Consider the following 26,374-nt stretch of genomic DNA (forward strand, 5'->3'; position numbering starts at 1 on the left):
CACCGGATATGTGCATGTGACACGCGCGGCGAGACTCATGGGCCGCTGACGAGACCTTCGTGGTACCTCAGCCGACCCAAAGCCCACGTATCGCCGCAATCCCTTGCGCTCCATGGGCGCGCGCGTCATCCATGTCGTCGATTCCCATTCCACCGATGGCATAGATCGGCATAGAGACGTGCTCGCGCATGGCAGCAAACGCCTCCCAGCCGATGCCGTCCCGGCCGGGGTGGCTCGCGGTCGGCTTCACGTTGCCCAGCACCACGAAGTTGCAGCCCAAGCGCTCCGCCGAGCGCAGGTCATCCATCGTGTGGCAGGACGCCGCCAGCGGCACGTCGCCACCAACCGGTCGATCGAGGTAGGCGCCGAGCTGATCCGAGCGCAGGTGCACGCCGACGCCCAGCCGCGCGGCGAGCTCAGGATCGCCGTTGACCAGAGCTTCGGCTGACGGGGCCTGGCAGAGCTCAACGGCGGACTTGCAAAGACGCGCCCAGCGCTGCGGATTCGCGGTCGGCGAACGCAACTGGACACGGCAAATGCCGGTGGCCAGCGTGCGCTCCAGCGCATCCAGCCACGCCTGCTCCGCCGCCTCGAGTTCCGCGCCACCCAACCCGGCAGTGAGCTCCCCCACATCCGGCGTAACCAGATACCGGTCCGGCTGCTGCAGGGCCGCGACCACCGGCCGGTCGGCGGGCGGCATCCGGTAAAGGGCGAGCTTGCGCGGCGGCACCCACAGCAGGGCCTGCCCTTCCCGTCCGCGTGGGTTGCCCTGCCACCGCGTCACGTGGCGCACGTCCAGGGTCAGGCGCTTGTCCGGGTAAAGCTGCGGGACGGTGATGACCGCCTCGCCGACCTCGGCCTGGATGCCCAGCTCCTCATCCAGCTCGCGCACCAGCGCGTGCTCGGGGCTCTCGCCGGGATCGATCTTGCCACCTGGGAACTCCCACAAGCCGCCCAGGTCGCTGGCGCCGGTGCGCTGGGCCAGCAGGATGCGGCCGCGCGCATCGCCTATCACTCCTGCAACCACGCGCACGAAGCGCGTTGGCGCTGTTTCGCTCATCGTCGATGCACCGCCGGGGCGTTCATCGGGGCGGATGCACTGGGCATCCGCCATCTACTGCCGTTGGGGCTGGGGTCGGACCAGCTGACCATGGCAATGCTTGTATTTCTTGCCGCTGCCGCACGGGCACGGCTCGTTGCGGCCGACGCGGGTGACTTCGGCATTGGCCGCGCCGCGGGCCAGCGCCTGCTGGGCTTCGGCCGCCTCTTCATCGGCGCTGTAACCGCCGGAGCTGGCGTGCTGGAACTGCATCTGCTTGGCCTGCGCCTCGGCCTGCGCGCGTTCCTGTGCTTCCAGCGCGGCGACCTCGTCCTCGCTGCGGATGCGCACGCGCGCCAGCAGGCTGATGACGTCGTGCTTGACCTTCTCCAGCATGTTGGAGAACAGCAGGTAGGCTTCCTGCTTGTACTCCTGCTTGGGCTGCTTCTGGGCGTAGCCGCGCAGGTGGATGCCCTGGCGCAGGTAGTCCATCTGCGCCAGGTGCTCCTTCCAGCTCTGGTCGAGCACGTTGAGCATGAAGTGCTTCTCCAGCATGCGCATGGTTTCCGCGCCCAGCTGGCGTTCGCGCTCGGCGACCTGGCGGTTGACCTCTTCCACGACGAATTCAGTGACCGTCTCGTCGTCGATCTCCTCGCGGCCGTTGACGAAGCCCTGCACGTCGATCTGCATGTTGAAGTCGGCGGCCATCAGGGCCTCCAGACCGGGCAGGTCCCATTGCTCGTCGATCGAGTTCGGCGGCACGAACCGCGCGATCGCGGCGTTGATGACGTCCTCGCGGATGCCCTCGATGTTGTCCTGGACGCTCTCGGCTTCCAGCAGTTCGTTGCGCTGGCCGTAGATCACCTTGCGCTGGTCGTTGTTGACGTCGTCGAAATCCAGCAGGTTCTTGCGGATGTCGAAGTTGTGCGCCTCGACCTTGCGCTGCGCGTTGGCGATCTGCTTGGACACCAGCGGGCTTTCGATGATGTCGTCTTCCTTCAGGCCCATCCGCGCCATCACCTTCTGCACCCAGTCGGCGGCGAAGATGCGCATCAGGTTGTCTTCCAGCGACAGGTAGAAGCGCGAGGAACCCGGGTCGCCCTGACGGCCGGCACGGCCACGCAGCTGATTGTCGATGCGGCGGCTTTCGTGGCGCTCGGTGCCCACGATGTGCAGCCCGCCAGCGGCCTTGACCGCCTCGTGGCGCTCCTTCCATTCGGCCTTCAGGCGCGCGCGGGTGGCCTCGTCGACGGGCTCGCCGGTCTCGGCTTCCAGCATCGCGATCTCGTTGTCCACCGATCCGCCCAGCACGATGTCGGTACCGCGACCGGCCATGTTGGTGGCGATGGTGATCGCGCCGGGACGACCGGCCTGGGCGACGATGGTCGCCTCGCGCTCATGCTGCTTGGCGTTGAGCACTTCGTGGTGGATGCCCTCAGCGGTCAACTGCTCGCTAAGCATCTCGGAGACCTCGATGGAGGTCGTGCCCACCAGCACCGGCTGGCCCTTGGCGTGAGCCTCCTTGATCTCGGCGGCGACCGCGCGGTACTTACCGGCGCGGTTGAGGAACACCGCATCCGGGCTGTCGATGCGCTTGACCGGGCGGTTGGTCGGGATCACCACCACTTCCAGGCCGTAGATGCTCTGGAACTCGAAGGCCTCGGTATCGGCCGTGCCGGTCATGCCGGCCAGCTTGTTGTACATCCGGAACAGGTTCTGGAAGGTGATCGAGGCCAGCGTCTGGTTCTCGCGCTGGACCGGCACGCCTTCCTTCGCCTCCACCGCCTGGTGCAGGCCGTCCGACCAGCGCCGGCCGGCCAGTGTGCGGCCGGTGAACTCGTCCACGATCACGATCTCGCCGTCGCGGATGATGTAGTCCACGTCCTTCTGGTAGATGGCGTGGGCGCGCATCGCGGCGTTGAGGTGGTGGACGACGGCCAGGTTGGCCGGCGAGTACAGGCCTTCGTCCTCGTCGGGACCGAGGATGCCGGCGTCGCGCAGAAGCTGCTCGGCGTGTTCCTGGCCTTCCTCGGAGAGGTGGACCTGCTTGCCCTTCTCGTCGACCCAGTAGTCGCCCTCGCCTTCCTCGGTCTCCTGGCGCACCAGCGACGGCACGATGCGGTTGACCTTGATGTACAGCTCGGGGGAATCCTCGGCCGGGCCGGAGATGATCAGCGGCGTGCGCGCCTCGTCGATCAGGATCGAGTCGACCTCGTCGATGATCGCGAAGTTCAGGCCGCGCTGGTGGCGGTCCTCCTTCGACAGCGCCATGTTGTCGCGCAGGTAGTCGAAGCCGAATTCGTTGTTGGTGCCGTAGGTGATGTCGGCGGCGTAGGCCTCGGCCTTGTCGCCGTGCGGCATGTTGGGATACACCACGCCCACGCTCAGGCCCAGCCAGTTGTAGAGCTCGCCCATCCAGGCCGAGTCGCGCCGGGCCAGGTAGTCGTTGACGGTGACCAGGTGCACGCCGTCACCGGTCAGCGCGTTGAGGTAGACCGGCAGCGTGCCGACCAGGGTCTTGCCCTCGCCGGTGCGCATCTCCGCGATCTTGCCCAGGTGCAGCACCATGCCGCCGATCAGCTGCACGTCATACGGACGCATGCCCAGCACGCGGCGCGATGCTTCGCGGCAGACCGCAAACGCCTCGGGCAGGAGGTCGTCGAGCTTGGCGCCATCTTTCAGCCGCTGCTTGAACTCCGGCGTCTTGGCCTGCAGCTCGGTGTCGCTGAGCTTCTCCATGTCCGGCTCGAGCGCGTTGATCTTGACGACCGTGCGCTGCAGCTGACGGAGGAAACGGTCGTTGCGGCTGCCAAAGACACGGGTAAGCATGTTGTTGAGCATGGATGGTTCCAGTCGGATTACATGACGGCGGAAACAAAAACAGGGCGCGGGGCACCCTGTCTTGGTAAACGCCTATTCTAGCGTGGGGGCGGGCGGGCGCCTATCAAGCCCGCCGCATCGCCACCCACCAGCGCAAACTCCCTCTGCGCGCGACCGGATCAGCCGTGCAATGGCGACTGCTGGTTGAGGAATTTCTTCGGATTGACGGCCTGGCCGTTCTGCCACACCTCGAAGTGCACGTGGGCACCGGTGGAGCGGCCGCTGGAGCCCGCCTTGGCGACTTCCTCGCCGGCGCGGACCAGGCCGCCGACCTTCAGGCTCAGCCGCGAGTTGTGTGCGTAACGGGTGACGTAGCCGTTGCCGTGGTCGATCTCGATGGTGTTGCCGTAGCCACTGCGCACACCTGAGAAGCTCACCACCCCGTCAGCCACGGCCATAACCGGATCGCCGACGTTGGCCTTGAAGTCGATGCCCTTGTGGAAGGCGCGACCGCCGCGGAACGGGTCGGCGCGGTGGCCGAAATTGGAGGTGATGTAGCTCTCGATCGGCTCGCGCGACGGCACCGCGTTCATGTCCAGCTGGCGGTTGAACAGCAGCGATTCGAGCACCGAAAGCTGCTCGCCGGAAGCGCGGAACTGCTCGCCCAGTTCCGACAGGCCCTGGTCGAGCTCGCCCTTGGGCATGTCTTCCACCGGGCCGACACCGCCCATGCCGACGGGCTCGTTGAAGTCGAACTCGCCATCCTGCAACTGGCCGATGCGGGTCAGGCGCTTGCCCAGGGCATTGAGCCGGTTGGCTTCGGCCTGCAGCTCACCCAGACGCGCCGCCAGGGCATTGATTTCACGTTGCGCGTCGGCCTGGGCCGAGTCGATCTGCACCTGCTGCTGGGCGACCTGGTCGCGCAAGCCGTGGTTGGCCGCGTAGCCTGTACCCAGGCCGAGCATCAGCCCGCCACCCAGAAGTACCGCGCCGGCGCCCAAGGGGCGCTGCATGGCGGCCTGAAGCGCGCGGTGGGCGAGTGAAGCCCAGGTACCACGCGATTTATTTAGGATGTCTTGATAGGTCATAAGTCCGATGTCTGAATTCCAACCCAAACCGGCGAAGTCATCGCGCCTCCCTTCGACTCCGACCGCGGCGCTGGATGCGCTGCTGGCGGTGCCTGCGGGTAACACGATCCGCCGTGCCCTGTGGCTCGACGAACTGGACCGCCGGTTAAGGCCACTCCTGCCGTTCCCGCTGTCCGCGCATGCGCGGCTGGCGAATCACGAGCACGGCAGGCTCGTTTATCTGGTGGATTCCCCGGTGTGGCGGGCCAAACTTCGCCTGCTCGCTCCGGAACTGTTGTCAGGTGCCCGCTCCGTGGGTCTGGACGCGGCGGAAGTCGTCATCAAGACAAGCCTTCCTTCGCGCGCACCGGCCCCTCCGGCGCCCGCGAAAACCGTGACCATGTCCGCGGCCGCGAAAAAATCGCTCGAGGCTGCGCTGGCGTCCCTCAAAACCACCGACCCCGATGGGACGGATGACGCCGGATGAATCCTTGCAACGTCGTAGCGCGTTAATCGCCGTGACGAACAAGTGAACATCGACGGGGCATCCTAAAGCGCTGAAACCCCGGATTTGTTAAAAGTCCGGGGTTTCAGCGTGAAATAACTGTTAATTCTACGTGAAGCAGTCACATTCGTGATGCATGCACGGCGGCCCGGAAACGGGCGGAGAAGTGGGTCTCAGACCGTCGCCAGACGCCCAAACGCGGTCGTGATGGCCTGCGGATCCTCGTCCTCGGTGTAGCTGACGATTTCCCAGGCCGACTCTTCGGCCAGCAGGGCGCGCACCAGTTTGTTGTTGAGCGCGTGGCCGGACTTGAAGCCCTCGTAGGCGCCGATGACGGCGTGCCCGGCCAGGTAAAGGTCGCCGATAGCGTCGAGGATCTTGTGCCGCACGAACTCGTCGGCGTAGCGCAGGCCGTCCTCATTGAGGACGCGGAACTCGTCGAGCACGATGGCGTTGTCCATCGACCCGCCCAGGCCGAGGTTGCGCTCGCGCATGTACTCCAGGTCGCGCATGAAGCCAAAGGTGCGCGCGCGGCTGACTTCCTTGATGTAGTTGATGGTCGAGAACTCGACTTCGGCGCGCGACTGCGAATCGGGGATCGCCGGGTGCTTGAACACCACGGTGAAACCGACCCGGAAGCCGTCGTGCGGCTCAAAACGGGCGAACTTGTCGCCATCACGCACCTCGACGGGGTGCAGGATGCGGATGAAGCGCTTGGCGGCGTCCTGCTCGACGATCCCCGCCGATTGCAGCAGGAACACGAAGGGGCCGGCCGAGCCGTCCATGATCGGCACTTCGGCCGCGGACAGGTCGATGTAGGCGTTGTCGATGCCCAAACCCGCCAGGGCGGACATGAGGTGCTCGACCGTCTGCACGTTGGCCGCACCCAGGCTGAGCCCGGTGCACAACGTGGTCTCGGTAACGAGGTCGGCGCGCGCCGGGATGTCGACCACCGGATCCAGGTCGATGCGACGGAAAACGATGCCAGCGTCGATCGGTGCCGGACGCATCGTGAGGAAGACCTTTTCGCCGCTGTGCAGCCCCACGCCGGTGGCGCGGATCACGTTCTTGAGGGTGCGCTGACGCAGCATGGGAATAGGTGTGCCTGAAGACGGAAAAACCGGGTAACGGTACCACGCAGCCTATTGGAGGCAGATCAATTGGCCCTGAACAACGTTCCCGCCGGTATGGGCGGAAAATGACCGGTCGCCGCGCCTGATGGCGGACGACCGGCCCAAATGCCCCGCGAGGACACCCGCGGAGCCAAGACGAACCGGACTACGGCATTACAGCTCTACTACCAGGGCATTCCGTCGGCATGCGGCCGATCAGTCCGCCTGGCGACGCAGGAAGGCCGGGATGTCGAGGTAGCTGTCAGGACCGAAGTCGGCCGCGCCCGTCGCCGGGGCGGGTTCGGATTTCGCGGACTCACCGCGCAGGCTGCTGCTGAAGCTCGGCACCGACGGCGCGCGCGACTCCGACGAGGAGGCTGACGAGGAGGAAATCGCGTCGACCGGGAATTCCGGCTGGCCGGTGGTGGCGTTGCGGACCAGCTGGATCGGCGCACGGTTGCCCTCGACACCCTTGATCTTGCTGCCGGCACCGCGGTTGAGGCCGGTGGCAACGACGGTCACGCGCACTTCGTCCTGCATGTCCGGATCCAGCACGGTGCCGATGACGATGGTTGCGTCCTCGGAGGCAAACGCCTCCACGGTGCGTCCGACCTCATCGAACTCGGCCATCGTGAAATCCGGGCCGGCGGTGATGTTGACCAGGATGCCGTTGGCGCCCTGCAGGTTGACGTCGTCCAGCAGCGGGTTGAGCACGGCGGCCTCGGCGGCGGCCTGGGCACGGTCGTCGCCCTTGGCGGCGCCACTGCCCATCATCGCCAGGCCCATCTCGGACATGACGGTGCGCACGTCGGCGAAGTCGACGTTGATCAGGCCCGGACGCACGATCAGGTCGGCGATGCCCTGCACGGCGCCCAGCAGGACGTCGTTGGCGGCGCGGAACGCCTGCACCATGGTCGCGTTGCGGCCCAGCACGGTGATCAGCTTCTCGTTGGGAATGGTGATGAGCGAGTCGCAGTGGTGGCTCAGCTCCTCGATGCCCTTGAGCGCGACCTGCATGCGGCGGCGACCCTCGAACGGGAACGGCTTTGTCACCACGGCGACAGTCAGGATGCCCATCTCCTTGGCCAGCTGGGCCACGACGGGCGCCGCGCCAGTCCCGGTACCACCGCCCATTCCGGCGGTGATGAACACCATGTCGGCGCCTTCCAGCGCGTCCATCAGGCGCTCGCGGTCCTCCAGCGCGGCCTGGCGGCCGACCTCGGGGTTGGCGCCTGCACCCAGGCCCTTGGTGACGTTGTTGCCCAGCTGCAGCTGCAGCTTGGCGCCGCAGTTCTTGATCGCCTGCGAGTCGGTGTTGGCGGTGATGAACTCCACCCCGTCAACGTTGTTGCTGACCATGTGGGCGACCGCATTGCCGCCTCCGCCGCCGACGCCGATCACCTTGATGATCGCGTTGGGCGCCATGCTTTCCACCAGTTCGAAATGTGCCATGTCCGTGTCCTCGTTGGTCTAGTTTTGGTTGCTGCCGTGGTCTTTCGTGTTGCGTGCCGCGTTTGTTCGTCTGCCGTCTCGCCCGCCGCTGTCGTGCACCGCTGCTCAGAAGTGGTCGCTGTACCAGCTCTTGAGCTTGTTGAAGAGCGAACCTGCGCGTCCGGTGTTGATCACCGGACGGCGCGGATTCTCGAATTGGCTGCCCATCAGCAGCAGCCCCACACCGGTGGCGTGGACCGGGTTGCCCACCACCTCGCCCAGGCCGGTGACGTGCTGGGGGATGCCCACCCGCACCGGCATCTGCAGCATTTCCTCGGCAAGTTCCACCACGCCTTCCATCTTTGAGGCGCCGCCGGTGAGCACCATTCCGGCGCGCACGTGCTGCTCAAAGCCGCTGCGGCGCAGCTCGGCCTGGACCATCTCGAAGATTTCCTCGTAACGGGCCTGGACGGCCTGCGCCAGCGAGGCGCGCGGCATGCGCCGGGGCGCGCGGTCTCCGACGGAAGGCACCTGGATGGATTCCTCGGCAGTGGCCATCTGCGCCAGCGCGCAGGCGTAGCGGACCTTGATCTGCTCGGCCTCCGGCGTCGGCGTGCGCAGCATGTGGGCGATGTCCTCGGTGACCTTGTCGCCGGCGATGCCGAGGCTGGCCGAGTGCGCGATCGCGCCCTGCACGAACACCGCGATGTCGGTGGTGCCCGCGCCGATGTCGACCAGCACCACGCCCAGCTCGCGCTCGTCGCTGGTCAGCACCGCGTTGGCCGAGGCCAGCACGCCCAGGATCAGGCTGTCGACCTGCAGGCCGCAGCGCTGCACGCACTTGCTGACGTTGGCGGCGGCCGACTGCGCGCACACCACTAAGTGGGCATGCACTTCCAGGCGCACGCCGGTCATGCCGATCGGGTTGCGGATGCCTTCCTGCGAATGGTCCAGCACGTAGTCGCGCGGGATCGCGTGGAGGATCTTCTGGTCGGCCGGAATCGCGACCGCCTTGGCCGCGTCCAGCACCCGGTCCAGGTCGGCCACGCTGACCTCACCGTCGCGGATCGGGGCGATGCCCTGCGAGTTGCGGCACTGCACGTGACTGCCGGAAATGGACGCGTAGACCGAGCGGATCTCGCAGCCGGCCATCAGCTCGGCCTCCTCGATCGCGCGCTGGATCGACTGCACGGTGGATTCGATGTCCACCACCACGCCCCGGCGCAGGCCGCGCGACTCGTGGCTGCCGATGCCGATGACCTCGATCGGGTTGTCGGGGCCGGTGTCGCCGGGGCTGTACTCGCCCACCAGCGCCACCACCTTGGAGGTGCCGATGTCGAGGCCGACGATCAGATGTTTGTCACCCTTGCGATTCATGGTTTTCCCTGCTGTCGGCCCACACGAGTGCGAAACCGTTGGTGTAGCGAAGATCGGCGCGCGCCAGTACCTGCGTCTGCTGGGCCAGCAGTTGCGGCAACAGGCGCACGAAGCGGTTGAGGCGACCGCGCGCCTCGTGGCGGCCGACGATGACCTCGGCGCCGTTGTCCAGGCGAAGCGTCCAGCTGCCGCGCGGGTCCAGGCGGGCCTCGCGCACCTCCAGTCCGAGCGGGGCAAACATCGTCCGCGTCTGGTTGTAGAGCTCGACCACCTCGTCGATGCGCGTGTCCGGCCCGCCCAGCAACGGCAAATCGGCGGGGATGTCGATGTTGGCGGCGGGAAACAGCCGGCCCTGCTCGGACAGCAGCTGGTTGTCATCCCAGCGCGCGAACGGGACGTGCTCGGCCAGGTGCACTTCCAGCACGTCGGGCCAGCGCTTGCGGACCTCGGCGTGCTCGACCCAGGGCAGTGCGGCCACGGCCGCGCGCGCCGCGTCCAGATCGACCGCGAAATAGCCCTGGCGCGCGAACGGCATCAGGGTGTCGCGCAGGAGGGTCTCGTCCACGCGCTGGAACTGCGCGGTGGCACGCAGCTTGCTCAGCGGCCAGTGCTCGGCACCGACCCAGCCGTTGAGCAGGCCGACCACCGGCAGGACGACGAGTGCCACCGCGAGCAGCCAACCCAGCAGGCGCAGAAGGGCGTTCACCGGCCTGCCACCTCCGCGAGGGTCCCTTCCAGAACGCGCCAGCACAGTTCCTCGAAGCCGATGCCGAGCTGGGCGGCGGCCTTGGGCACCAGCGAATGGCTGGTCATGCCGGGTGCGGTGTTCACCTCGAGCAGATAAAAGGCGCCGGTGGCGCGGTCGCGCATGACGTCCACCCGGCCCCAGCCGCGGCATTCAACGGCCTCGAAAGCGGCCAGCGCGATGCGCTGCAGCTCGGCTTCGGCGCTGTCTTCCACGCCGGGGCACAGGTACTGGGTGTCGTCGGCCATGTACTTGGCGTTGTAGTCGTACCACTCACCCTTGGGCACGATCCGGATCGAAGGCAGCGCGCGCGGGCCGGTGCCGTCGTCGAGCACGCCCACGGTCAGCTCGTCGCCAACGATCATCTGCTCCATCAGCAGCTCGCCGTCGTAGTTGGCGGCAAAGGCCTGCGCGGCGGCGAGATCGGCCTCCTCCAGTATCCGGAACGCGCCGACGCTGGAGCCTTCGCAGGAGGGCTTGACGAACACCGGCAGGCCGAGCGAGCGCGCGGCGGCGTGCATGTCATCGCCGTTGACCAGGCGGACAAAGCGCGGCGTCGGCAAGCCGCAGCTGAGCCAGACCTGCTTGGTGCGGATCTTGTCCATCGACAACGCCGAGCCGAGCACGCCGGAACCGGTGTAGGGCACGCCCAGCACCTCGAGCACGCCCTGCAACACGCCGTCCTCGCCTCCGCCCTTGTTGCCGTGGAGGATGTTGAACACGCGGTCCACGCCGCCCTGGCGCACACGCTCGACCAGCGCCGGGATGCCGTCGACGGCAAACGCGTCGACACCGCGCGCCTGCAGCGCTTCGAGCACGTTGCGGCCGGAATCCAGCGAAACCTCGCGCTCGGCGCTGGTGCCACCCATCAGCACCGCCACCCGGCCGAATCGGGTCGGATCGGTGGTGCGTTGCGGGGCGATGTGCGGGGCAGTCGGGATACTCACGCGTCACCTTCCTGGGTCGTGGGGAGTCCATCGAAGGCAAGCTGTTGCGCGGCGTGGCCGATATCGCCGGCACCCATCAACAGCAGCAGGTCGCCGTCCTCGAGCACATCGGCGAGGACCTCGGGCAGTTCGGCCACCGGCCCGATCACGACCGGGTCGATGCGCCCGCGGGCGCGGATAGCGCGGGCCAGGGCGCGCTCGTCGGCGCCGGCGATCGGTGCCTCGCCGGCCGCGTAGACCTCGGTGAGGATCAGCGCATCGACGTCGGACAGCACGGCGGCGAAATCGTCAAAGAGGTCGCGGGTACGGCTGTAGCGGTGCGGCTGGAAGGCGACCACCAGGCGGCGCTCGGGCCAGCCGCCGCGGGCGGCCTGGAACACCGCCGCCAATTCGTTGGGGTGGTGGCCGTAGTCGTCGACCACGGTGGCCGTGCCGCCCCGCGGCAAGGCAATGTCGGCCAGCACGTTGAAGCGGCGTCCGATGCCGGCGAATGCCTCCAGCGCGCTGGCGATCGCGGCCGGCTCCACGCCCAGCTGCCAGCCCACCGCCGCCGCGGCCAGGGCGTTGAGCACGTTGTGTCCGCCGGGCAGCGCCAGGGTCACCGGGCAGCGCTCGCCGCCGGGCAGGCACAGGGTGAAATGCATCCGCGCGCCGGTCTGGGTGACGTCCTCGGCGCGCACGTCGGCCTCCGCCGACAGGCCGTAGGTCATCACGTGGCGCGGCGTGCGCTCGGCGAGCGCGGCGACTTCGGGATCGTCGATGCACAGCACCGCGAGGCCGTAGAACGGCAGCCGCAGCATGAACTCGCCGAACGCCGCCTGGACGTTGGCGAAGTCGCCGCCGTAATTTTCCAGATGGTCGGCATCGATATTGGTGACCACCGCGATCTGCGGGCTCAGGCGCAGGAAGCTGCCGTCGCTCTCGTCGGCCTCGGCCACCAGCCAGTCGCCACCGCCCAGCTTGGCGTTGGCGCCGGCCGCGAGCAGCTGCCCACCGATGACGAAGGTCGGATCGATACCGCCCTCGGCCAGCACGCTTGCGGTGAGCGAGGTGGTCGTGGTCTTGCCGTGGGTGCCCGCAACGGCGATGCCGCGCTTGAAGCGCATCAGCTCTGCCAGCATCTCGGCTCGGGGGACCACGGGGATGCGCTGCGTGCGCGCTTCGACCACTTCCGGATTGTCATCGCGGATCGCGCTGGAGACGACTACGCAGTCGGTACCTAGCACGTTGGCGGCAGCGTGGTCCTGATGGACGTCGATGCCCAGGCGCGACAGGCGCCGGGTCACGGCGTTGTCGGCGCGGTCCGAGCCGGACACCTGGTAGCCCAGCGTGCACATCACCTCGGCGATGCCGCTCATGCCGGTGCCGCCGATGCCGATGAAATGGACGCGCGGGAAGGCCTTGGCCAGATCACCATCGTGTTGCAGCCGGCGGCGCACGGTACTGCTCATGCAGCGGGCTCCTGGGAGGATTGGGGGGAAGAAGGAAGCTCGCGGCCGGTCGAACCGGCCAGCACGATGTCGGCGACGCGCCTGGCGGCGTCCGGCAGCGCCAGCGCACGCGCGGCGGTGGCAAGGCGAAGCAGCTCGTCGCGCCCGCAGATGCTCTCGATGGCCGCGACCATGCGCTCGGCAAGGTCGTCGGCAGGCGCCTGCGGCAGCAACACGGCCGCGTCGCGGTCGACCAGATAACGCGCGTTGCGGGTCTGGTGGTCGTCGACCGCCTGCGGGAACGGCACCAGCACGCTGCCCACGCCGACCGCGCACAGTTCGGCCAGGGTCAGGGCGCCGGCGCGGCACACCACCAGGTCGGCCCATGCATAGGCGTCTGCCATGTCGGCGATGAAGGGCTCGATGCTCGCCGGCACGCCGGCATCGGCGTAGCGGCGCTCGGCGTCCTCGACCTGCGCCTGGCCACACTGGTGACGCACCTCTACCGGTCCAATCCTCTCGCGGAGCGATGACAGCGCCTGCGGTACCGCGGTATTCAAGGCGCGCGCGCCCTGGCTGCCGCCCAGGACCAGCAGGCGCAAGGGCCCCTGGCGGCCGGCGAAGCGCTGCGCCGGCGCGGGAACCTGCACGATCTCCTCGCGCACCGGGTTGCCGACCACTTCCTCGTTGGCAAAGGTGTCCGGGAATCCCGTCAAAACCCGCTGGGCGAGGCGAGCCAGCACGCGGTTGGTCATGCCTGCCGCGCGGTTCTGCTCGTGCACGAACAAGGGGATCCGGGCCAGGCGGGCCGCCAGACCGCCGGGCCCGGCCGCATAGCCACCGAAGCTGATCACCGCGCGTGGGCGCCGCGAGCGCAGCACAGCCGCGGCGTGCCGCACGGCGGACAACAGCTTGACCGGGGCAGCCAGCAACGTGGTGACACCCTTGCCGCGCACGCCTCGCACCGCAATGGTGTCGATCGGGATGTTCTGGGCGGGCACGAGGCGCGTTTCCATGCCGCCTTCCGCGCCCAGCCAGGTGACCGGCACGCCGCGCGCCGTCAGTTGCCGGGCCACGGCGAGGCCGGGGAAAATATGCCCACCAGTGCCGCCGGCGAGGATCATCACCGGACGCGGGTCAACGGCGGCGTTCATGCCATTCCCCCAAGCGTCGGCTCGATGCGCTGCTGCAGCCGGCTCGTGCCGCGGCCTGAATCGGCGCGCTTGCGGGCAAATGCCGGTGCCGCAGCCGGACAATTGGGCGCGCTTGCGGATGTGGGTCCGGCGACGTGATGCGGTCTGCCGCCTGCGATGGAGGCCGTCTCTGCGTGCACGTCTTCGCGCGCGGCGTCACCACGCAGTCGCGCCATCTGGCGCTTGGCCCGCTCCAGCTCGTAGGACACCCGCAGCAGCAGTCCCATCGCCGCGCAGGTCATCAGGACACTGGAGCCGCCGGAGGAAATCAGCGGCAGGGTCAGACCCTTGGTCGGCAGCAGGCCGAGGTTTACGCCGATCGATACGAAGCTCTGCAGGCCGATCCACAGCGCGATGCCAAACGCCAGGTAGGCCGAGAAATGGCGGCGCATCTCAACGCACTGCAGGCCGATCCAGAACGCGCGCCCCACCAGCACCGCGTACAGCGCGATGATCGCGCAGACGCCCACAAAACCCAGTTCCTCGGCGATCACCGCCAGGATGAAGTCGGTATGCGCCTCGGGCAGGTAGGAGAGCTTCTGGATCGAACTGCCCAGCCCCACGCCCAGCCACTCGCCGCGCCCGGCGGCCATCAGCGCGTTGGTCAGCTGATAGCCGGAATTGAACGGGTCCGCCCAGGGATCCATGAACGAGGTCAGCCGGCGCATGCGGTACGGCTCAAGCACGGCGATGAACGCCAGCGCCGGCAGCCCGATCAGCACCGGCAGGAACATCCGCGGCATGTTGACCCCGCCCAGCACCAGCAGTCCGGCGGTGATCGCCAGCAGCAGCGAGGACGAACCGAAGTCCGGCTGCAGCAACAGCAGCCCGACCAGCGCCGCCACGACCACCAGTGGCTTGAGCATGGCGATCCAGGTTGCATTGACCTCGTCGCGGAAGCGCACCAGGTAGCTCGCCAGCCAGATGATGAAGAGGACCTTGACCGCCTCCACCACCTGGAAGTTCGACACGCCCACGTTGATCCAGCGGTGCGCGCCCTTGACGCTGACGCCCAGGCCCGGCACGAACACCAACAGCAGCAGCACGAAACAGGCCAGCAGCATCAGCTGGTTGTAGCGCTCCACCGTGCGCAACTCGATCCGCGTCGCCCACACCGCCAGCACCAGGCCACCGGCAAGGAACACCAGGTGCCGGGTCAGGTAGTGGAAGGGATCGGGGTGCTGCGAGATCGAGCTGGAACCGACCATCACCAGTCCCAGCGACGACAGCGCCAGCACCACGGCCAGCAGCCACGGGTCAAGGCGACCCTGGATGTCGTCGATGCGGGTGGCCTGGCGCGCGGAATCGTTCATCAGCGCACCTTCAACGTGGCCAGTCCGACCAGCACCAGCACCACGGAGATGATCCAGAAACGCACGATCACCCGCGGCTCCGGCCAGCCCTTGAGTTCGAAGTGGTGGTGGATCGGCGCCATCCGGAACACGCGCTTGCCGGTCAGCTTGAACGAGGCGACCTGGATCATCACCGAGAGCGTCTCGATGACGAACACGCCGCCCATGATCACCAGCACCAGCTCCTGGCGGACGATCACCGCGATCGCGCCCAGCACGGCGCCCAGCGCCAGCGCGCCGATGTCGCCCATGAACACCATCGCCGGGTAGGTGTTGAACCACAGGAATCCCAGTCCGGCGCCGGCAATCGCGGCGCAGATGATCACCAGCTCGCCCGCCCCCGGCACCGGCGGGATCTGCAGGTATTCGGAAAACACCGCGTTGCCGGAGGCATAGGCGAACACGCCCAGCGCGCAGGCGACCAGCACGGTCGGCATGATCGCCAGGCCGTCCAGCCCGTCGGTCAGGTTGACCGCGTTGGAGAAACCGACGATCCAGAAATAGGCCACGACGATCAGCCCGGCACCCATCGGGAAGGCGAGCGACTTGAACATCGGTATGTAGAACGTGGTGGCCGCCGGGACATCCGCGGTCATATAGAGGACCACACCCGCCGCGAGCCCGAAGATCGACTGCAGCAGGTATTTCCACCGCGACTTGAGTCCGTTGGGATCGCGGTGGACGATCTTGATCCAGTCGTCGTACCAGCCGATGGCGCCGAAGGCGACCATCACCGCCAGCACCACCCACACATACTTGTTGCGCAGGTCGCCCCACAGCAGCACCGAGGCCAGCACGGTCAGCAGGATCAGGCCACCGCCCATGGTCGGCGTACCCGCCTTGGAGAAGTGGCTTTCGGGGCCGTCGCTGCGGATCGGCTGGCCGCCCTTGTACTGGGCCAGCTTGCGGATCGCCGCCGGCCCCCACCACAACGACAGGGCGAGTGCGGTCAAGGCACTCAGGATGCCCCGGAATGTCAGGTAGTTGAACAGACCGAACAGGCTGTCCAGTTGCTCGAGCCAACGCGCCAGTTCAAGCAGCATCGGTATCGTCCTCCGGCCCCGTGGGGCGTTGCATCGACAGCAATGCCGTCACGACCTTGTCCATCGCGCTGCCGCGGGAACCCTTCACCAGCACGTTCACCGGCGTGCCCTGGTCCTGCATCAGCGCGTCCTGCACCAGCGCGGCCTGCTCCAGCGCGGTCGCCAGCGCGTCGGCCAATGCGGCGTGGTCGGCATGCACGCTGGCGCCGTCGCCGAATTCCGCAGCCGCGGCGGCGCTCAGGCTGCCCAGCGCAAACAGCCGCTGCAGGCCCGCGGCCCGTGCCTGGCGTCCGGCCTGGGCATGCATGGCCTCGGCATCGGCGCCCAGTTCGCGCATGTCACCCATGACCAGCCAGCCCGCGCCGGGCATCGCCGCCAGCGTGTCGATCGCGGCGGCCAGCGAGCCGGGATTGGCGTTGTAGCTGTCGTCGATCAAGGTGGCGCCGTTGCCCAACGACCGGGCGACCATGCGGCCATCGACCGGCACTGCCGCCTGCAGGCCTTGCGCAATCGCCTCCAGCGACACGCCCAGGCCGACGGCCAGCGACGCGGCAGCCAGCGCATTGCGCACGTTGTGACGCCCGCGCAGGGCAAGCGTCACCGGAACGGTTCCGTCCGGCGTGACCAGGGTAAAACGCGACCCGTCCACGCCGGCAACGACGTCGCGCGCGGTCACATCGGCGCTGGCATCCAGGCCGAACCGGACCAGCCGGCGGCCGTGGGCGCGCTCGGCAAAATACGGCGCGAACGCGTCATCGGCGTTGATCACCGCCACGCCCTGCGGCGGCAGCGCGTCGTAGATCGCCGCCTTGGTATCGGCCACGCCGAGCAGGCTGCCCATCCGCTCCAGGTGGGCGGGCGCGATGTTGTTGACGAGGACCACGTCCGGGCGTGCGATCGCGGCGAGGTAGGCGATGTCGCCCGGCTTGCCCGCGCCCATCTCGTAGACCGAGAAACGCGCGTCTTCGGGCGCGGCCAATACCGACAGCGGCAGGCCGATCTCGTTGTTGAAGTTGCCCGGGTTGGCGTACGCGGGAGCGACGCGCTCCAGGATCGCCAGCAGCATCGACTTGACGCTGGTCTTGCCGTTGCTGCCGGTGATCGCGACCACGTGGCCGCTGCGTTGGCGCTGCACCGCCGCGGCGAAGTCGCCCAGTGCGCGCTCGGTATCGGCGACCAGCACCTGCGGCACGGACACCTCGAGCAGTCGCGACACCAGCACCGCCGCGACCCCGCCCTGCACCGCCGCTGCGCCGTGCTCGTGGCCGTCGAAGTTCTCGCCCTTCAGCGCGACGAACAACGCATGTCCATCGGCCGGCAGTTTGCGGGTGTCGGTAGCGATCGCCTCCACCAGGACGTCGTCGCCGTGCAGGCGGCCGCCGACCATGCGGGCAATTTCGGATAGTTGCAGCGGCTTCATGCCCGTCGCTCCAGTGCCGCGCCCGCGACCTGCGTGTCATCGAATGGGTGTTTGACGCCGGCGATGTCCTGGTCGGGCTCGTGGCCCTTGCCGGCGATCAGCACGATGTCGTCCGCCCCGGCCCGGCCGACCGCATGTGCAATCGCGGCGGCCCGGTCGCGCAGCACGACCACGTCCGCAGGCTGGGCAAACCCGGCGAGGATGTCGGCCACGATCGCATCGCCGTCCTCGTGGCGCGGGTTGTCATCAGTGACCACGACTGCGTCGGCGCCGGCCTCGGCGATCGCCGCCATCTGCGGGCGCTTGCCGCGGTCGCGCTCGCCCCCGCAACCAAACACGCACCACAGATGGCCGGTGACGTGGTCGCGCAGGGACGCGAGCGCCTGCTCCAGCGCATCGGGCGTGTGGGCGAAGTCGACCACCACCAGCGGCTTGCCATCCGTGCCGCCAAGGCGGTTCATGCGGCCGTGGATCGGACGCAACTGGTTCAGCGCGGTCGCGATGTCCTGCGGCGCGACCCCCAGCCCGAGGAGCGCGCCGGCGACCGCCAGCAGGTTGTCGACGTTGAAGCGACCCAACAGCGCCGAACGCACCGGGTGGCGCTGCCCGCCCTGCTGCGCGTGGAACACGAGCTGGAACGTGGCGCCGGCGTTGTCGAGCTGCACGTCATCGGCCTGGATCGCCGCCAACGCATTGCCGCGCGAACTCACGCCGATCGCATTGACGCTGGCGGGGAGCGCCGCCTGCATCGCGCGTCCGTGCGCATCGTCCAGATTGACCACCGCCGCCTGCAGTCCCGGCCAGGCCAGCAGGCGCGCCTTGGCCGCCGCGTAGGTGTCCATGTCGCCGTGGTAGTCGAGGTGGTCGCGGCTGAGGTTGGTGAACACGCCCACGTCGAAATGGACGCCATCGACACGGCCCTGGTCCAGGGCGTGCGAGCTGACTTCCATCGCGACCGCTTCGGCGCCGCCGTCGCGCAGGCCGGCCAGCAACGCGTGCACGTTGAGCACCAGCGGCGTGGTGAACCCGGTCGGCACCAGCGCACCGTCGAAGCCGACGCCCAGGGTGCCGATGCTGGCGCCGCGCACGCCCAACAACTGCCAGGCCTGGGCCAGCAACTGGACCGTGGAGGTTTTGCCGTTGGTGCCGGTAACACCGACCATCCGCATCGCGGCGCTGGGCCGGGCGTGGAAGCGGTCGGCCATCGCGCCCATGCGCGAGCGCAGGCCGGGCACGGCGATCGCATCCGCCGGCGCCGGCGTGTCGGCGCTGGCGGGCGGCTCGTAGAGGATCACCGCCGCGTTCGCAGCGCGCGCCTGCTCAACGAACTTCAGCCCGTGGGTACCAAAGCCGCCGATCGCCACGAAGGCGTCGCCGGCGCGGATCTCGCGGCTGTCCTGGACCAGGCCAGAGATTTCCAGCCCGGCCGGAATCCCGGCCACGTCCGGCAGCAGTTCGGCCAGTGGCATGCGGCGCGGATGTGCCTGCGGAACGCGCAGCTTCGGCATGCCGCTCATGGCGCGACTCCGATGCTGACCGGCGCCGGCAGGTCGGCGGGCTCATAAACCGGCGGCTCGGGCTCCTGCGCCGCCTGCGGCAGCACCGGCACGCCCGCCAGCGGCTTGCCACCATTGGCGCGGATCCGCTTGTCACGCGCGTCCGCCTGGGCCGCCAGCCAGGTCTCGATATCGTCGGGCTGCACGTCCATCAGGCGAAGCGTGCCTTCCATCACGCTCTTGAACACCGGCGCGGCGACCGCACCGCCGCCGTAGCCGTGGCCCTTGCTGGCGTCGGGATCATCGATCACCACGACCATCGCGAACCGCGGGTTCTCCACCGGCACCACCCCGGCGAACAGGGCGATGTACTGGCGCGAATAGCCGCCGGTGCCGCTGAACTTGCGCGAGGTCCCGGTCTTGCCGGCGACGTGGTAACCCAGGATCGCAGCACGGGTGGCGGTGCCGCCGTTCTCGGTGACCGTCTGCATCGCCGTCAGCACCTGGCGTGCGACTTCCGGGCTCATCGCCTGGGTGGATTCGTTGCGCTGGCCCTTGACGAAGGTCGGCGCGATGACCCGGCCACCGTTGGCAATCGCCGCGTAGGCGACGGCAATCTGCAGCGGGGTGGCCGAGAGGCCGTAGCCATAGGACATGGTGGCCTTGGTCGTGCCGCTCCACTGGCCCGGCGCGGCCAGCAGCCCGGAGGCTTCGCCGGGAAACCCGCTGCCGGGCTTGTTGCCGTAGCCGAAGCCGTGGATGAACTCGTAGAAACCGGCGTCCGGCAGCGCCAGCGCCAGCTTGGCCGCGCCGACGTTGGAGCTCTTGGTCAGCACGCCGGTGACGGTCAGCGCGCCGTAGTTGCGGAAGTCGCTGATCGTGTAGCGGCCGTTGCGCATGGTGCCGGGGTTGGTGTTGACCACGGTGTCCAGGCTGACCGTGCCGGCGGTCAGCGCGGCGCCGACGGTGATCGGCTTCATGGTCGAACCGGGTTCCACCACGTCGGTGACGGCGCGGTTGCGGCGGGTGTCGCCACCGCCGCCATCGAGCTGGTTGGGGTTGTAGCTGGGCAGGTTGGCCATGGCCAGCACCTCGCCGGTGTCCACGTCCAGCACCACCGCCGAGCCGGCCGAGGCCTTGGCCTCGTGCAGCGCGTGGCGCAGCTCGCGGAACGCCAGGTACTGCACCCGGCGGTCGATCGTCAGGGTGAGGTCGTGGCCGGGCTCGGCGGGACGGATCAGGTCGACGTTCTCGATGATCCGGCCCTGGCCGTCGCGGATCACCCGCTTCGCGCCCGGCACGCCGCTGAGCCAGCTGTCGAAGGCCAGCTCCAGGCCTTCCTGGCCGCGGTCGTCGATGTTGGTGAAGCCCAGCACGTGGGCAATCGCCTCGCCCTGCGGGTAGAACCGGCGGAACTCGCGCTGGTTGAACACGCCAGGCACGCCCAGATCGAGGACCTGCTTGGCGCGCTCGGGATTCATCCGCCGCGCCAGGTACATGAACTCCTTGTCGGCGCGCTGGCTGAGCTTGCGGGCCAGCTCATCGGCCGGCACGCCCAGCGCCTGCGCCAGCTCGGGGATGCGGTCCGGATGCTGCAGCAGTTGCGGCGGATTGGCCCACAGCGAATCCACCGGGGTCGAGACCGCCAGCGGTTCGCCATTGCGGTCGGTGATCATGCCGCGCGAAGTCGGGATCGGCAGTTCGCGCAGCGAGCGCGCATCGCCCTGGCGAACGTAGAAATCGTTGTTGAGCACCTGCACGTCCAGCGCGCGCGCCACCAGCGCCACCGAGCAGATCGCCAGCGCGCCGCCGACCAGGGCCATGCGATGACGGATGTTGTAATTGCTGCGACCGCGCATGCGGGTCCTGGCGCCCAGGCCAAGACGCTCGCGCAGGCGGGTCCATGCAGATGCACCTGCATCGCCGCCGCGGGGACGCTTGCCTGATTGCAGGCTCATGGCCGGATCACCACGGTTTCCTCGCCTTCGGGAAACTTCATCCCTAGGCGATCGCGCGCGACCTGGTCGATGCGGTTGCTTTCCGACCAGGTCGCCTGTTCCAGCTGCAGCCGGCCGAAATCGATGTCCAGCTCATCGCGCGCCTTGTCCAGTTGGTTGAGCTCGACAAACAGCACGCGGTGGCGATGGCGCGCATGCACGACACCCAGTGCAGTGACCAGGTTGGCCACCACCAGCACCGTCAGCAGCAGGCGCAGGATCATGCGGCCTCCGCCACGGCAAGTTTTTCCGCCACCCGCAACACCGCCGAGCGCGAGCGCGGGTTCTCCGACGTCTCGGCGTAATCGGCCTTCTGCGCGCCGCCGATGGCGGCCAGCCGCGGGGTGAAGGCGATCTCCACCGGCAGCCGGCGGTTGGACGGCGGCGCCTTGGCATGGCGGTTGATGAACTGCTTGACGATGCGGTCTTCCAGCGAATGGAAGCTGATTACCACCAGCCGGCCGCCGACCTTCAGGCAATGCAGCGCGGCGTCCAAACCCGCTTCCAGGTCGGCCAGCTCGCGGTTGATGAAGATGCGGATCGCCTGGAAGCTGCGGGTGGCCGGGTGGATCCGGCTCTTGTCCGAACCGGGCTTGCCGCGCGGCATCACCGCCGCGATCAGCTCGGCCAGTTGCGCGGTGCGGACCAGCGGCTCCTCGGCGCGACGGGCAACGATGGCGCGGGCGATCCGCCGGGACTGGCGTTCCTCGCCATACGTCCACAGCACGTCGGCGATTTCCTGGTCATCGGCGCTGGCCAGCCACTGCGCGGCGCTCTGCCCGCTGTCGGGGTCCATGCGCATGTCCAGCGGACCGTCCTTGCTGAAACTGAAACCGCGCTCGGCCACGTCCAGCTGCGGCGAGGACACGCCCAGATCAAGGAACACGCCATCCAGACCGGCGTTGGCCGCGTCCCAGCTGCCCATCGCCGCGAAGCTGCCGCGGAAGATCGACACCCGCGGGTCGCCGCCAAAGTCGCGCTCGGCCACCGCGATCGCGTCGGGATCCTTGTCCATCAGCAGCAGGCGGCCGTCGGGCCCGAGCAGGTCGAGCACACCGCGCGCATGGCCGCCGCGACCGAAGGTGCCGTCCAGATACGTGCCCTTCCCGTTGACCTGCAAACCGTCCAGGGACTGCCGGTACATCACGGGGAGGTGGCCGGAGGGCGCTGCTCGCTCCACGCCACCGGCCGTCATAGCTGCAGGTCGAGAAGGTCCTCGCTCAGATCATCGTCGGATACCGTCTGACGGATCTGTGCGTGGTGAGCCTGCTCGCTCCAGAGTTCGAATTTCTCGCCCATGCCCAGCAGCACGGCCTTGCGCTCGATTCCCACCGCAGCGCGGTGGCTGGCGGGAATCGTCAGGCGGCCGTTGCCGTCCAGCTCGACGAACGCCGCGGCGCCCACCAGCTTGAGCTGCATGGCGCGGTTCACGCGTTTCGCCTTGGGCAGCTTGTTGACCTGGTCGCGCACGCGCTCCCACGCCTCGACCGGATACAGGTACAGGGAGCCAACCTCGAACGGGTTGTAGGTGATCACCAGGCGGTTGCCACAATCACGCGCGACGTCGTCACGGAAGGCGGTGGGCACCGCCATCCGGCCCTTCTCGTCGATCGTGATGGCGGTTTCGCCCTGGAACATTGCGCACCCTGGTTTTGGCCCGCCTCGGGGGACGGTTTACCGGTCGGGCAACCGGGGCTCCCCGGCTGCAGCCAAGGAAAACCACAAAAAACCCGGCTTTCCCACTGATCACCACCTTAGGGAGCGCCCCTGGCGATGTCAACGACTTTCAGGGACAAATTCACCAACGGGATCAATGGCTTGCAGAACACTTGAGAGTTCAATTCAAGACTTGGCTACTAAGCGTTGTTTCGTCTCATATTTTGAGACGCAGCGCACTGGACAAGCGAACGAAGCACAAACTCCGCCTTCACAAGGCCTTAATGCTGCATTGCAGGATCCGCGCTAAATGAACAGGCGCGGCAACCTGTGTACGGCGTGGCCGGCGCGTCCCGGCGTGGGGCACCAGCAAAGAAGAAAGTGGCGGAGCCGGCCGATAAGCCGGGTTCTGTCGTGGACAGTCATTCCTCTAGGCGCATCGTCACCGATACGCTCAAGCAACCTACCCGGACCCGACGCGGGCCGCGCCATGAGTCCCTATTTGGTCTTGCTCCCGGTGGGGTTTGCCATGCCGGTCTGTTGCCAGACTCGCGGTGCGCTCTTACCGCACCGTTTCACCCTTGCCACGCATCGCGCATTCCTGCGAACACCCGACCGTTCGGCGGTCTGCTCTCTGTTGCACTTTCCGTCGGCTTGCGCCGCCCAGGCGTTACCTGGCACCGTGCCCTGTGGAGCCCGGACTTTCCTCGGCACCGCAACGGATTGCTCCGCTGTGATGACGCGACTGTCTGGCCGACTCCGCCTCGGGAAGTTTACCGGTTGCGCGGGTGCTTCGGTGCGTTGTGGGGTTCCGAATGACGCCTGGGTTCAGCGAGGATTCGCGGGAACGCGCCTGCCGGGAATCCCGCTCAGTCGCTCCACGATATTCGCTTGGTGAGCGGGACACCCGGCAGGCGCCCTGCGACATTTCGGTGGCCGAAAGACGGGCCAAAGCCAGCAGATTGCGGTTGACGCCGTGATCGGCAGCGCGCGTCTGTCAGCTATCGCCGCCGTACAGGGCTTTGCGGGGAGCGCCACTGAGTTCGGCAGCGAGTTTGGCAGCGGCTGAGGGCGGCAGGTGGGCGGAAAGCTTGCCGTACAGACGGCGACCTTCGATCAGCTGCGATTCGGCTTCGTCGCCCACCCCTTCCACCACCAGGACAAACTCGCCCTTGCGCTGGTTGGGGTCGGCCTGCACACGGGCGAGCAGTTCAGACAGGCCGCCATCGAGGACGGTCTCGAACAGCTTGGTCAGCTCGCGCGCCAGCACGACGCGGCGATCAGGGCCTAATGCCGCGGCCATGTCGGCAAGCGACTCTTCGATGCGGTGGGCGGACTCGTAGAACACCAGGGTGCGCGGCTCGGAGGCAAGGCGGGCCAAGCGTTCGCGGCGCGCACCGGACTTCGCTGGCAGGAAGCCTTCGAAGGCGAAACGGTCCGAGGCGATGCCGGCAACGCTGAGGGCGGCGATTGCGGCGCAGGCACCGGGGACGGGCGAGACGCGGATGCCGGCAGCTCGGGCGGCACGCACCAGGCGGAAGCCGGGATCGCTTACCAGCGGCGTTCCGGCGTCGGAGACGAGTGCCAAGGAGTCGCCTGACTGCAGGCGGGCGACAAGCTGGCCCGCCTGGGCCTCCTCGTTGTGCTGGTGCAGGGCCAGCAGCGGCCGCTCCATGGCGAAGTGGGACAGCAACTGGCGGGTGTGGCGGGTGTCCTCGGCGCAGATGGCGTCGACACTGCCCAGCACCTCCAGCGCGCGCGCGGAGATGTCGCCCAGGTTGCCGATGGGCGTAGCGACGATGTACAGGGTGCCGGGCTTGTCCATCGCACCGATGGTAGGGATGCGCGAGGCGGATGTCGCCCTTGGGGAGGTCGCGCCTGATCCAGTCACGCCCGATCGCGCGGAGGGCGGAAATCGCACACACGCTGCAGACATTCCCCGGCCGCGGCGACAGGTAGAATCGGCCCAACTCCACAGTAAACGCCGCCTCGCGGCGAGCGCTTGCCGATGAATGCTCCTACTCGACGTCTGCTGCACGCCTGGTTCCTCGCTCTTGCCACCGCGGCCTTGCTGGTCGGCGGTTGCACCACGATGGAACCGGTCCGCGGTCCATCCGTGTCGCGCGTGGATCCGGTTGTCAGCCAGGCCGCTGCATTGCTCGCTGGCGGCGCCGACGCGCAGCAGGTGGCCGCCCTTCTCGGTCAACTGGACGATGCCACGTTGGCCGCGCAGGCGGCGGCGCTGCCGGAAGGCGATCCGCTCTACAACCACATGGCGCGGGCGCTGTTGGCCCGCGGCCTGGCGCTGCCGAGGCCGATGGACCGCGCCGCCTGGGGCTTTGACGCCGACGGACGCCCGCCGGCGGACCGCGACGGCTACCGGCCGCCGGTCAAGCTGGGCGTGCTGCTGCCGCTGAGCGGCGACATGGCGGCACCCGCCGCCGCGGTGCGCGACGGTTTCCTCACCGCCTACTACGCCGAGTCACGGCGACGCCCCGACATCGCGTTCTATGACACCCATGGCACTGCCGGGGGGCACTGGCCGCCTACGACCAGGCTGCCAGCGCCGGCAACGATTTCATCGTCGGTCCGCTCTCTCGCGAAGGCGTGGACGCGCTGTTCCGTCGCGGCTCGCTGCCGGTCGCGATGCTCGCGCTGAACCAGGGCAACGTCGACCCACCGGCGGGCAACGTCAGCTTCTCGCTCTCGCCGGAGGAGGAAGGCGTGGCGGCCGCGGACCTGCTCGTCGAGCGCGGCGCGCGCCGGGTGATGGTGATCAACGCCGGTGACGACAATGCCCGTCGTTCCACCGACGCGCTGCGTGCGCGTCTGGCCGAGTTAGGTGGAACGGTGACCGACGTGGTTGGCGCCGGCATCGCCGACCTGACGCCGTTCGCGCAAAAGGAAGGTGGAGTGGATGCGATCTACCTGGCCATGCGCGGGCCCGCCGCGCGCGAGCTGATGCCGCGCCTGGCGATGGCTGGGCTGTCTGGCAAGCCGCTGGTGGCGACCTCGCAACTGCTTTCCGGTACCGGTGACGCCGAAGAGGACCGCGTACTGGACGGCATCGCCTTCCCGGCCGAAAGCTGGACCAGTGGACGCCACGTTCCCGGTCTGCCGTCCGCCGCGAGCGTCAGCCCAAGACTGCAGACCGCGCGCGGCGCGGCGGCACGTCTGTTCGCATTCGGACACGACGCCTGGTTGCTGACCGCCTACCTGGAGCGGCTGGCCCAATCCCCGGATGCGCATGTTGCCGGCGCTACCGGCGGGCTGGCCATCGATGCTTCCGGCAAGGTCCTGCGCACGCCGGCGTGGTCGACCTTCCGTGGCGGGTACGCGTCTCCGCTGGCCAGTGCCGGCAACTGACCGCCGCGGTCTCGGTTCGGCGGTCGAAGCCGCCGCCCGCGATCACCTGATCGATGCGGGACTGCGCCCGGTCGCCGCCAATGCCAACTACCGGCTGGGCGAGCTGGACCTGGTCATGCTCGACGGCGACACCCTGGTGTTCATCGAGGTGCGCTACCGCCGCGACGACCGCTTCGGCGGCGGTGCGGCCTCGGTGGATTTCCGCAAGCAGCGCAAACTGGTGCGGGCCGCGCAGTTGTTCCTGCAGCGCCACCCGCGCTATGCCGACAGGCCCTGCCGCTTCGATGTGGTCGAAGCTGAAGGGGAACCGGCAGCGCCCCGTCTGAACTGGCTGCGCGACGCTTTCCGCGCCGACGATTGCTGATGTCTACGCGGAGC

General features: G+C 68.2%; 23 protein-coding genes and 1 other RNA gene. 4 read left to right on the forward strand and 20 right to left on the reverse strand.

Annotated features, from left to right (window positions below):
- Positions 1–67 precede the first annotated feature (67 nt).
- From INQ43_RS09945 to INQ43_RS09955, 3 genes are all read right to left on the reverse strand, one after another.
- Entirely contained in the window at positions 68–1,060 is a 993-nt protein-coding gene (locus tag INQ43_RS09945; protein WP_194036334.1) for a Nudix family hydrolase, read from the reverse strand.
- Between the two features lie 54 nt (positions 1,061–1,114).
- Positions 1,115–3,880: a preprotein translocase subunit SecA gene (secA, locus tag INQ43_RS09950; protein WP_194036335.1), complete on the reverse strand. Its 2,766-nt coding sequence runs from the start codon at positions 3,878–3,880 to the stop codon at positions 1,115–1,117.
- 158 nt (positions 3,881–4,038) lie between these two features.
- On the reverse strand, positions 4,039–4,872 hold the full coding sequence (locus INQ43_RS09955; protein ID WP_228062480.1) for a M23 family metallopeptidase: 834 nt from the start codon (positions 4,870–4,872) through the stop codon (positions 4,039–4,041).
- Positions 4,873–4,954: 82 nt separating this feature from the next.
- Between INQ43_RS09955 and INQ43_RS09960 the strand changes: the two genes are divergently transcribed.
- Positions 4,955–5,413: a DUF721 domain-containing protein gene (locus tag INQ43_RS09960; RefSeq protein WP_194036336.1), complete on the forward strand. Its 459-nt coding sequence runs from the start codon at positions 4,955–4,957 to the stop codon at positions 5,411–5,413.
- 191 nt (positions 5,414–5,604) lie between these two features.
- On the opposite strand, the gene lpxC is transcribed toward INQ43_RS09960, so the two are convergent.
- The 17 genes from lpxC to rsmI all read right to left on the reverse strand — a co-directional run bounded on the left by lpxC (position 5,605) and on the right by rsmI (position 24,455).
- Positions 5,605–6,522, reverse strand: coding sequence for a UDP-3-O-acyl-N-acetylglucosamine deacetylase (lpxC, locus tag INQ43_RS09965; protein WP_194036337.1), 918 nt, complete (start codon positions 6,520–6,522; stop codon positions 5,605–5,607).
- A 237-nt stretch (positions 6,523–6,759) separates the two neighbouring features.
- Positions 6,760–7,995 carry a cell division protein FtsZ gene (gene ftsZ, locus INQ43_RS09970; protein WP_194036338.1) on the reverse strand — a complete coding sequence of 412 codons (1,236 nt, stop codon included), beginning with the start codon at positions 7,993–7,995 and terminating at the stop codon, positions 6,760–6,762.
- Positions 7,996–8,100: 105 nt separating this feature from the next.
- Entirely contained in the window at positions 8,101–9,351 is a 1,251-nt protein-coding gene (gene ftsA, locus INQ43_RS09975) for a cell division protein FtsA (RefSeq protein ID WP_194034124.1), read from the reverse strand.
- The gene (locus INQ43_RS09980; RefSeq protein WP_194034125.1) at positions 9,335–10,057 is read right to left on the reverse strand and encodes a cell division protein FtsQ/DivIB; all 723 of its coding nucleotides are present in this window, start codon (positions 10,055–10,057) and stop codon (positions 9,335–9,337) included. The genes ftsA and INQ43_RS09980 overlap by 17 nt, the downstream gene beginning before the upstream one ends.
- Positions 10,054–11,019, reverse strand: a complete 966-nt coding sequence (locus INQ43_RS09985) for a D-alanine--D-alanine ligase (protein WP_305058401.1) — start codon at positions 11,017–11,019, stop codon at positions 10,054–10,056. Before INQ43_RS09985 ends, INQ43_RS09980 begins: the two co-directional genes overlap by 4 nt.
- A gap of 20 nt (positions 11,020–11,039) precedes the next feature.
- The gene (murC, locus tag INQ43_RS09990) at positions 11,040–12,482 is read right to left on the reverse strand and encodes a UDP-N-acetylmuramate--L-alanine ligase (RefSeq protein ID WP_194037652.1); all 1,443 of its coding nucleotides are present in this window, start codon (positions 12,480–12,482) and stop codon (positions 11,040–11,042) included.
- Between the two features lie 8 nt (positions 12,483–12,490).
- Positions 12,491–13,627 (reverse strand): undecaprenyldiphospho-muramoylpentapeptide beta-N-acetylglucosaminyltransferase, encoded by a 1,137-nt coding sequence (murG, locus tag INQ43_RS09995; protein WP_343221384.1) that lies wholly within the window; start codon positions 13,625–13,627, stop codon positions 12,491–12,493.
- Positions 13,624–14,979 (reverse strand): putative lipid II flippase FtsW, encoded by a 1,356-nt coding sequence (gene ftsW / locus INQ43_RS10000; RefSeq protein ID WP_194036339.1) that lies wholly within the window; start codon positions 14,977–14,979, stop codon positions 13,624–13,626. The genes murG and ftsW overlap by 4 nt, the downstream gene beginning before the upstream one ends.
- The gene (mraY, locus tag INQ43_RS10005) at positions 14,979–16,061 is read right to left on the reverse strand and encodes a phospho-N-acetylmuramoyl-pentapeptide-transferase (protein ID WP_193984272.1); all 1,083 of its coding nucleotides are present in this window, start codon (positions 16,059–16,061) and stop codon (positions 14,979–14,981) included. The genes ftsW and mraY overlap by 1 nt, the downstream gene beginning before the upstream one ends.
- A complete protein-coding gene (murF, locus tag INQ43_RS10010; RefSeq protein ID WP_194036340.1) occupies positions 16,051–17,481 on the reverse strand; it encodes a UDP-N-acetylmuramoyl-tripeptide--D-alanyl-D-alanine ligase in 1,431 nt (476 codons plus the stop codon). The genes mraY and murF overlap by 11 nt, the downstream gene beginning before the upstream one ends.
- Positions 17,478–18,998: a UDP-N-acetylmuramoyl-L-alanyl-D-glutamate--2,6-diaminopimelate ligase gene (locus INQ43_RS10015; RefSeq protein ID WP_228062482.1), complete on the reverse strand. Its 1,521-nt coding sequence runs from the start codon at positions 18,996–18,998 to the stop codon at positions 17,478–17,480. The genes murF and INQ43_RS10015 overlap by 4 nt, the downstream gene beginning before the upstream one ends.
- Complete coding sequence (locus tag INQ43_RS10020; RefSeq protein ID WP_228062690.1) at positions 18,995–20,836, reverse strand: penicillin-binding transpeptidase domain-containing protein; 1,842 nt, start codon at positions 20,834–20,836, stop codon at positions 18,995–18,997. The genes INQ43_RS10015 and INQ43_RS10020 overlap by 4 nt, the downstream gene beginning before the upstream one ends.
- Before the next feature lie 95 nt (positions 20,837–20,931).
- Positions 20,932–21,195: a cell division protein FtsL gene (gene ftsL / locus INQ43_RS10025; RefSeq protein ID WP_043958208.1), complete on the reverse strand. Its 264-nt coding sequence runs from the start codon at positions 21,193–21,195 to the stop codon at positions 20,932–20,934.
- Entirely contained in the window at positions 21,195–22,169 is a 975-nt protein-coding gene (rsmH, locus tag INQ43_RS10030; protein WP_194036342.1) for a 16S rRNA (cytosine(1402)-N(4))-methyltransferase RsmH, read from the reverse strand. Before rsmH ends, ftsL begins: the two co-directional genes overlap by 1 nt.
- Positions 22,166–22,612: a division/cell wall cluster transcriptional repressor MraZ gene (mraZ, locus tag INQ43_RS10035; RefSeq protein ID WP_193984280.1), complete on the reverse strand. Its 447-nt coding sequence runs from the start codon at positions 22,610–22,612 to the stop codon at positions 22,166–22,168. The genes rsmH and mraZ overlap by 4 nt, the downstream gene beginning before the upstream one ends.
- A gap of 400 nt (positions 22,613–23,012) precedes the next feature.
- Positions 23,013–23,391: RNase P RNA component class A (gene rnpB, locus INQ43_RS10040), an RNA gene on the reverse strand.
- Positions 23,392–23,627: 236 nt separating this feature from the next.
- Complete coding sequence (gene rsmI / locus INQ43_RS10045) at positions 23,628–24,455, reverse strand: 16S rRNA (cytidine(1402)-2'-O)-methyltransferase (RefSeq protein ID WP_194036343.1); 828 nt, start codon at positions 24,453–24,455, stop codon at positions 23,628–23,630.
- Positions 24,456–24,638: 183 nt separating this feature from the next.
- Between rsmI and INQ43_RS13005 the strand changes: the two genes are divergently transcribed.
- From INQ43_RS13005 to INQ43_RS10060, 3 genes are read left to right on the forward strand one after another with little or no spacing between them, the layout of a single operon-like run.
- The gene (locus tag INQ43_RS13005) at positions 24,639–25,289 is read left to right on the forward strand and encodes a penicillin-binding protein activator (protein WP_194036344.1); all 651 of its coding nucleotides are present in this window, start codon (positions 24,639–24,641) and stop codon (positions 25,287–25,289) included.
- Positions 25,211–25,996: a penicillin-binding protein activator gene (locus tag INQ43_RS13010; protein WP_255518499.1), complete on the forward strand. Its 786-nt coding sequence runs from the start codon at positions 25,211–25,213 to the stop codon at positions 25,994–25,996. The genes INQ43_RS13005 and INQ43_RS13010 overlap by 79 nt, the downstream gene beginning before the upstream one ends.
- Positions 25,983–26,360: a YraN family protein gene (locus INQ43_RS10060; RefSeq protein ID WP_194034133.1), complete on the forward strand. Its 378-nt coding sequence runs from the start codon at positions 25,983–25,985 to the stop codon at positions 26,358–26,360. Before INQ43_RS13010 ends, INQ43_RS10060 begins: the two co-directional genes overlap by 14 nt.
- Positions 26,361–26,374 lie beyond the last annotated feature (14 nt).

It is taken from the genome of Lysobacter sp. H23M47, from assembly GCF_015209765.1.
GTDB classification, from domain to species: Bacteria; Pseudomonadota; Gammaproteobacteria; order Xanthomonadales; family Xanthomonadaceae; genus Novilysobacter; species Novilysobacter avium.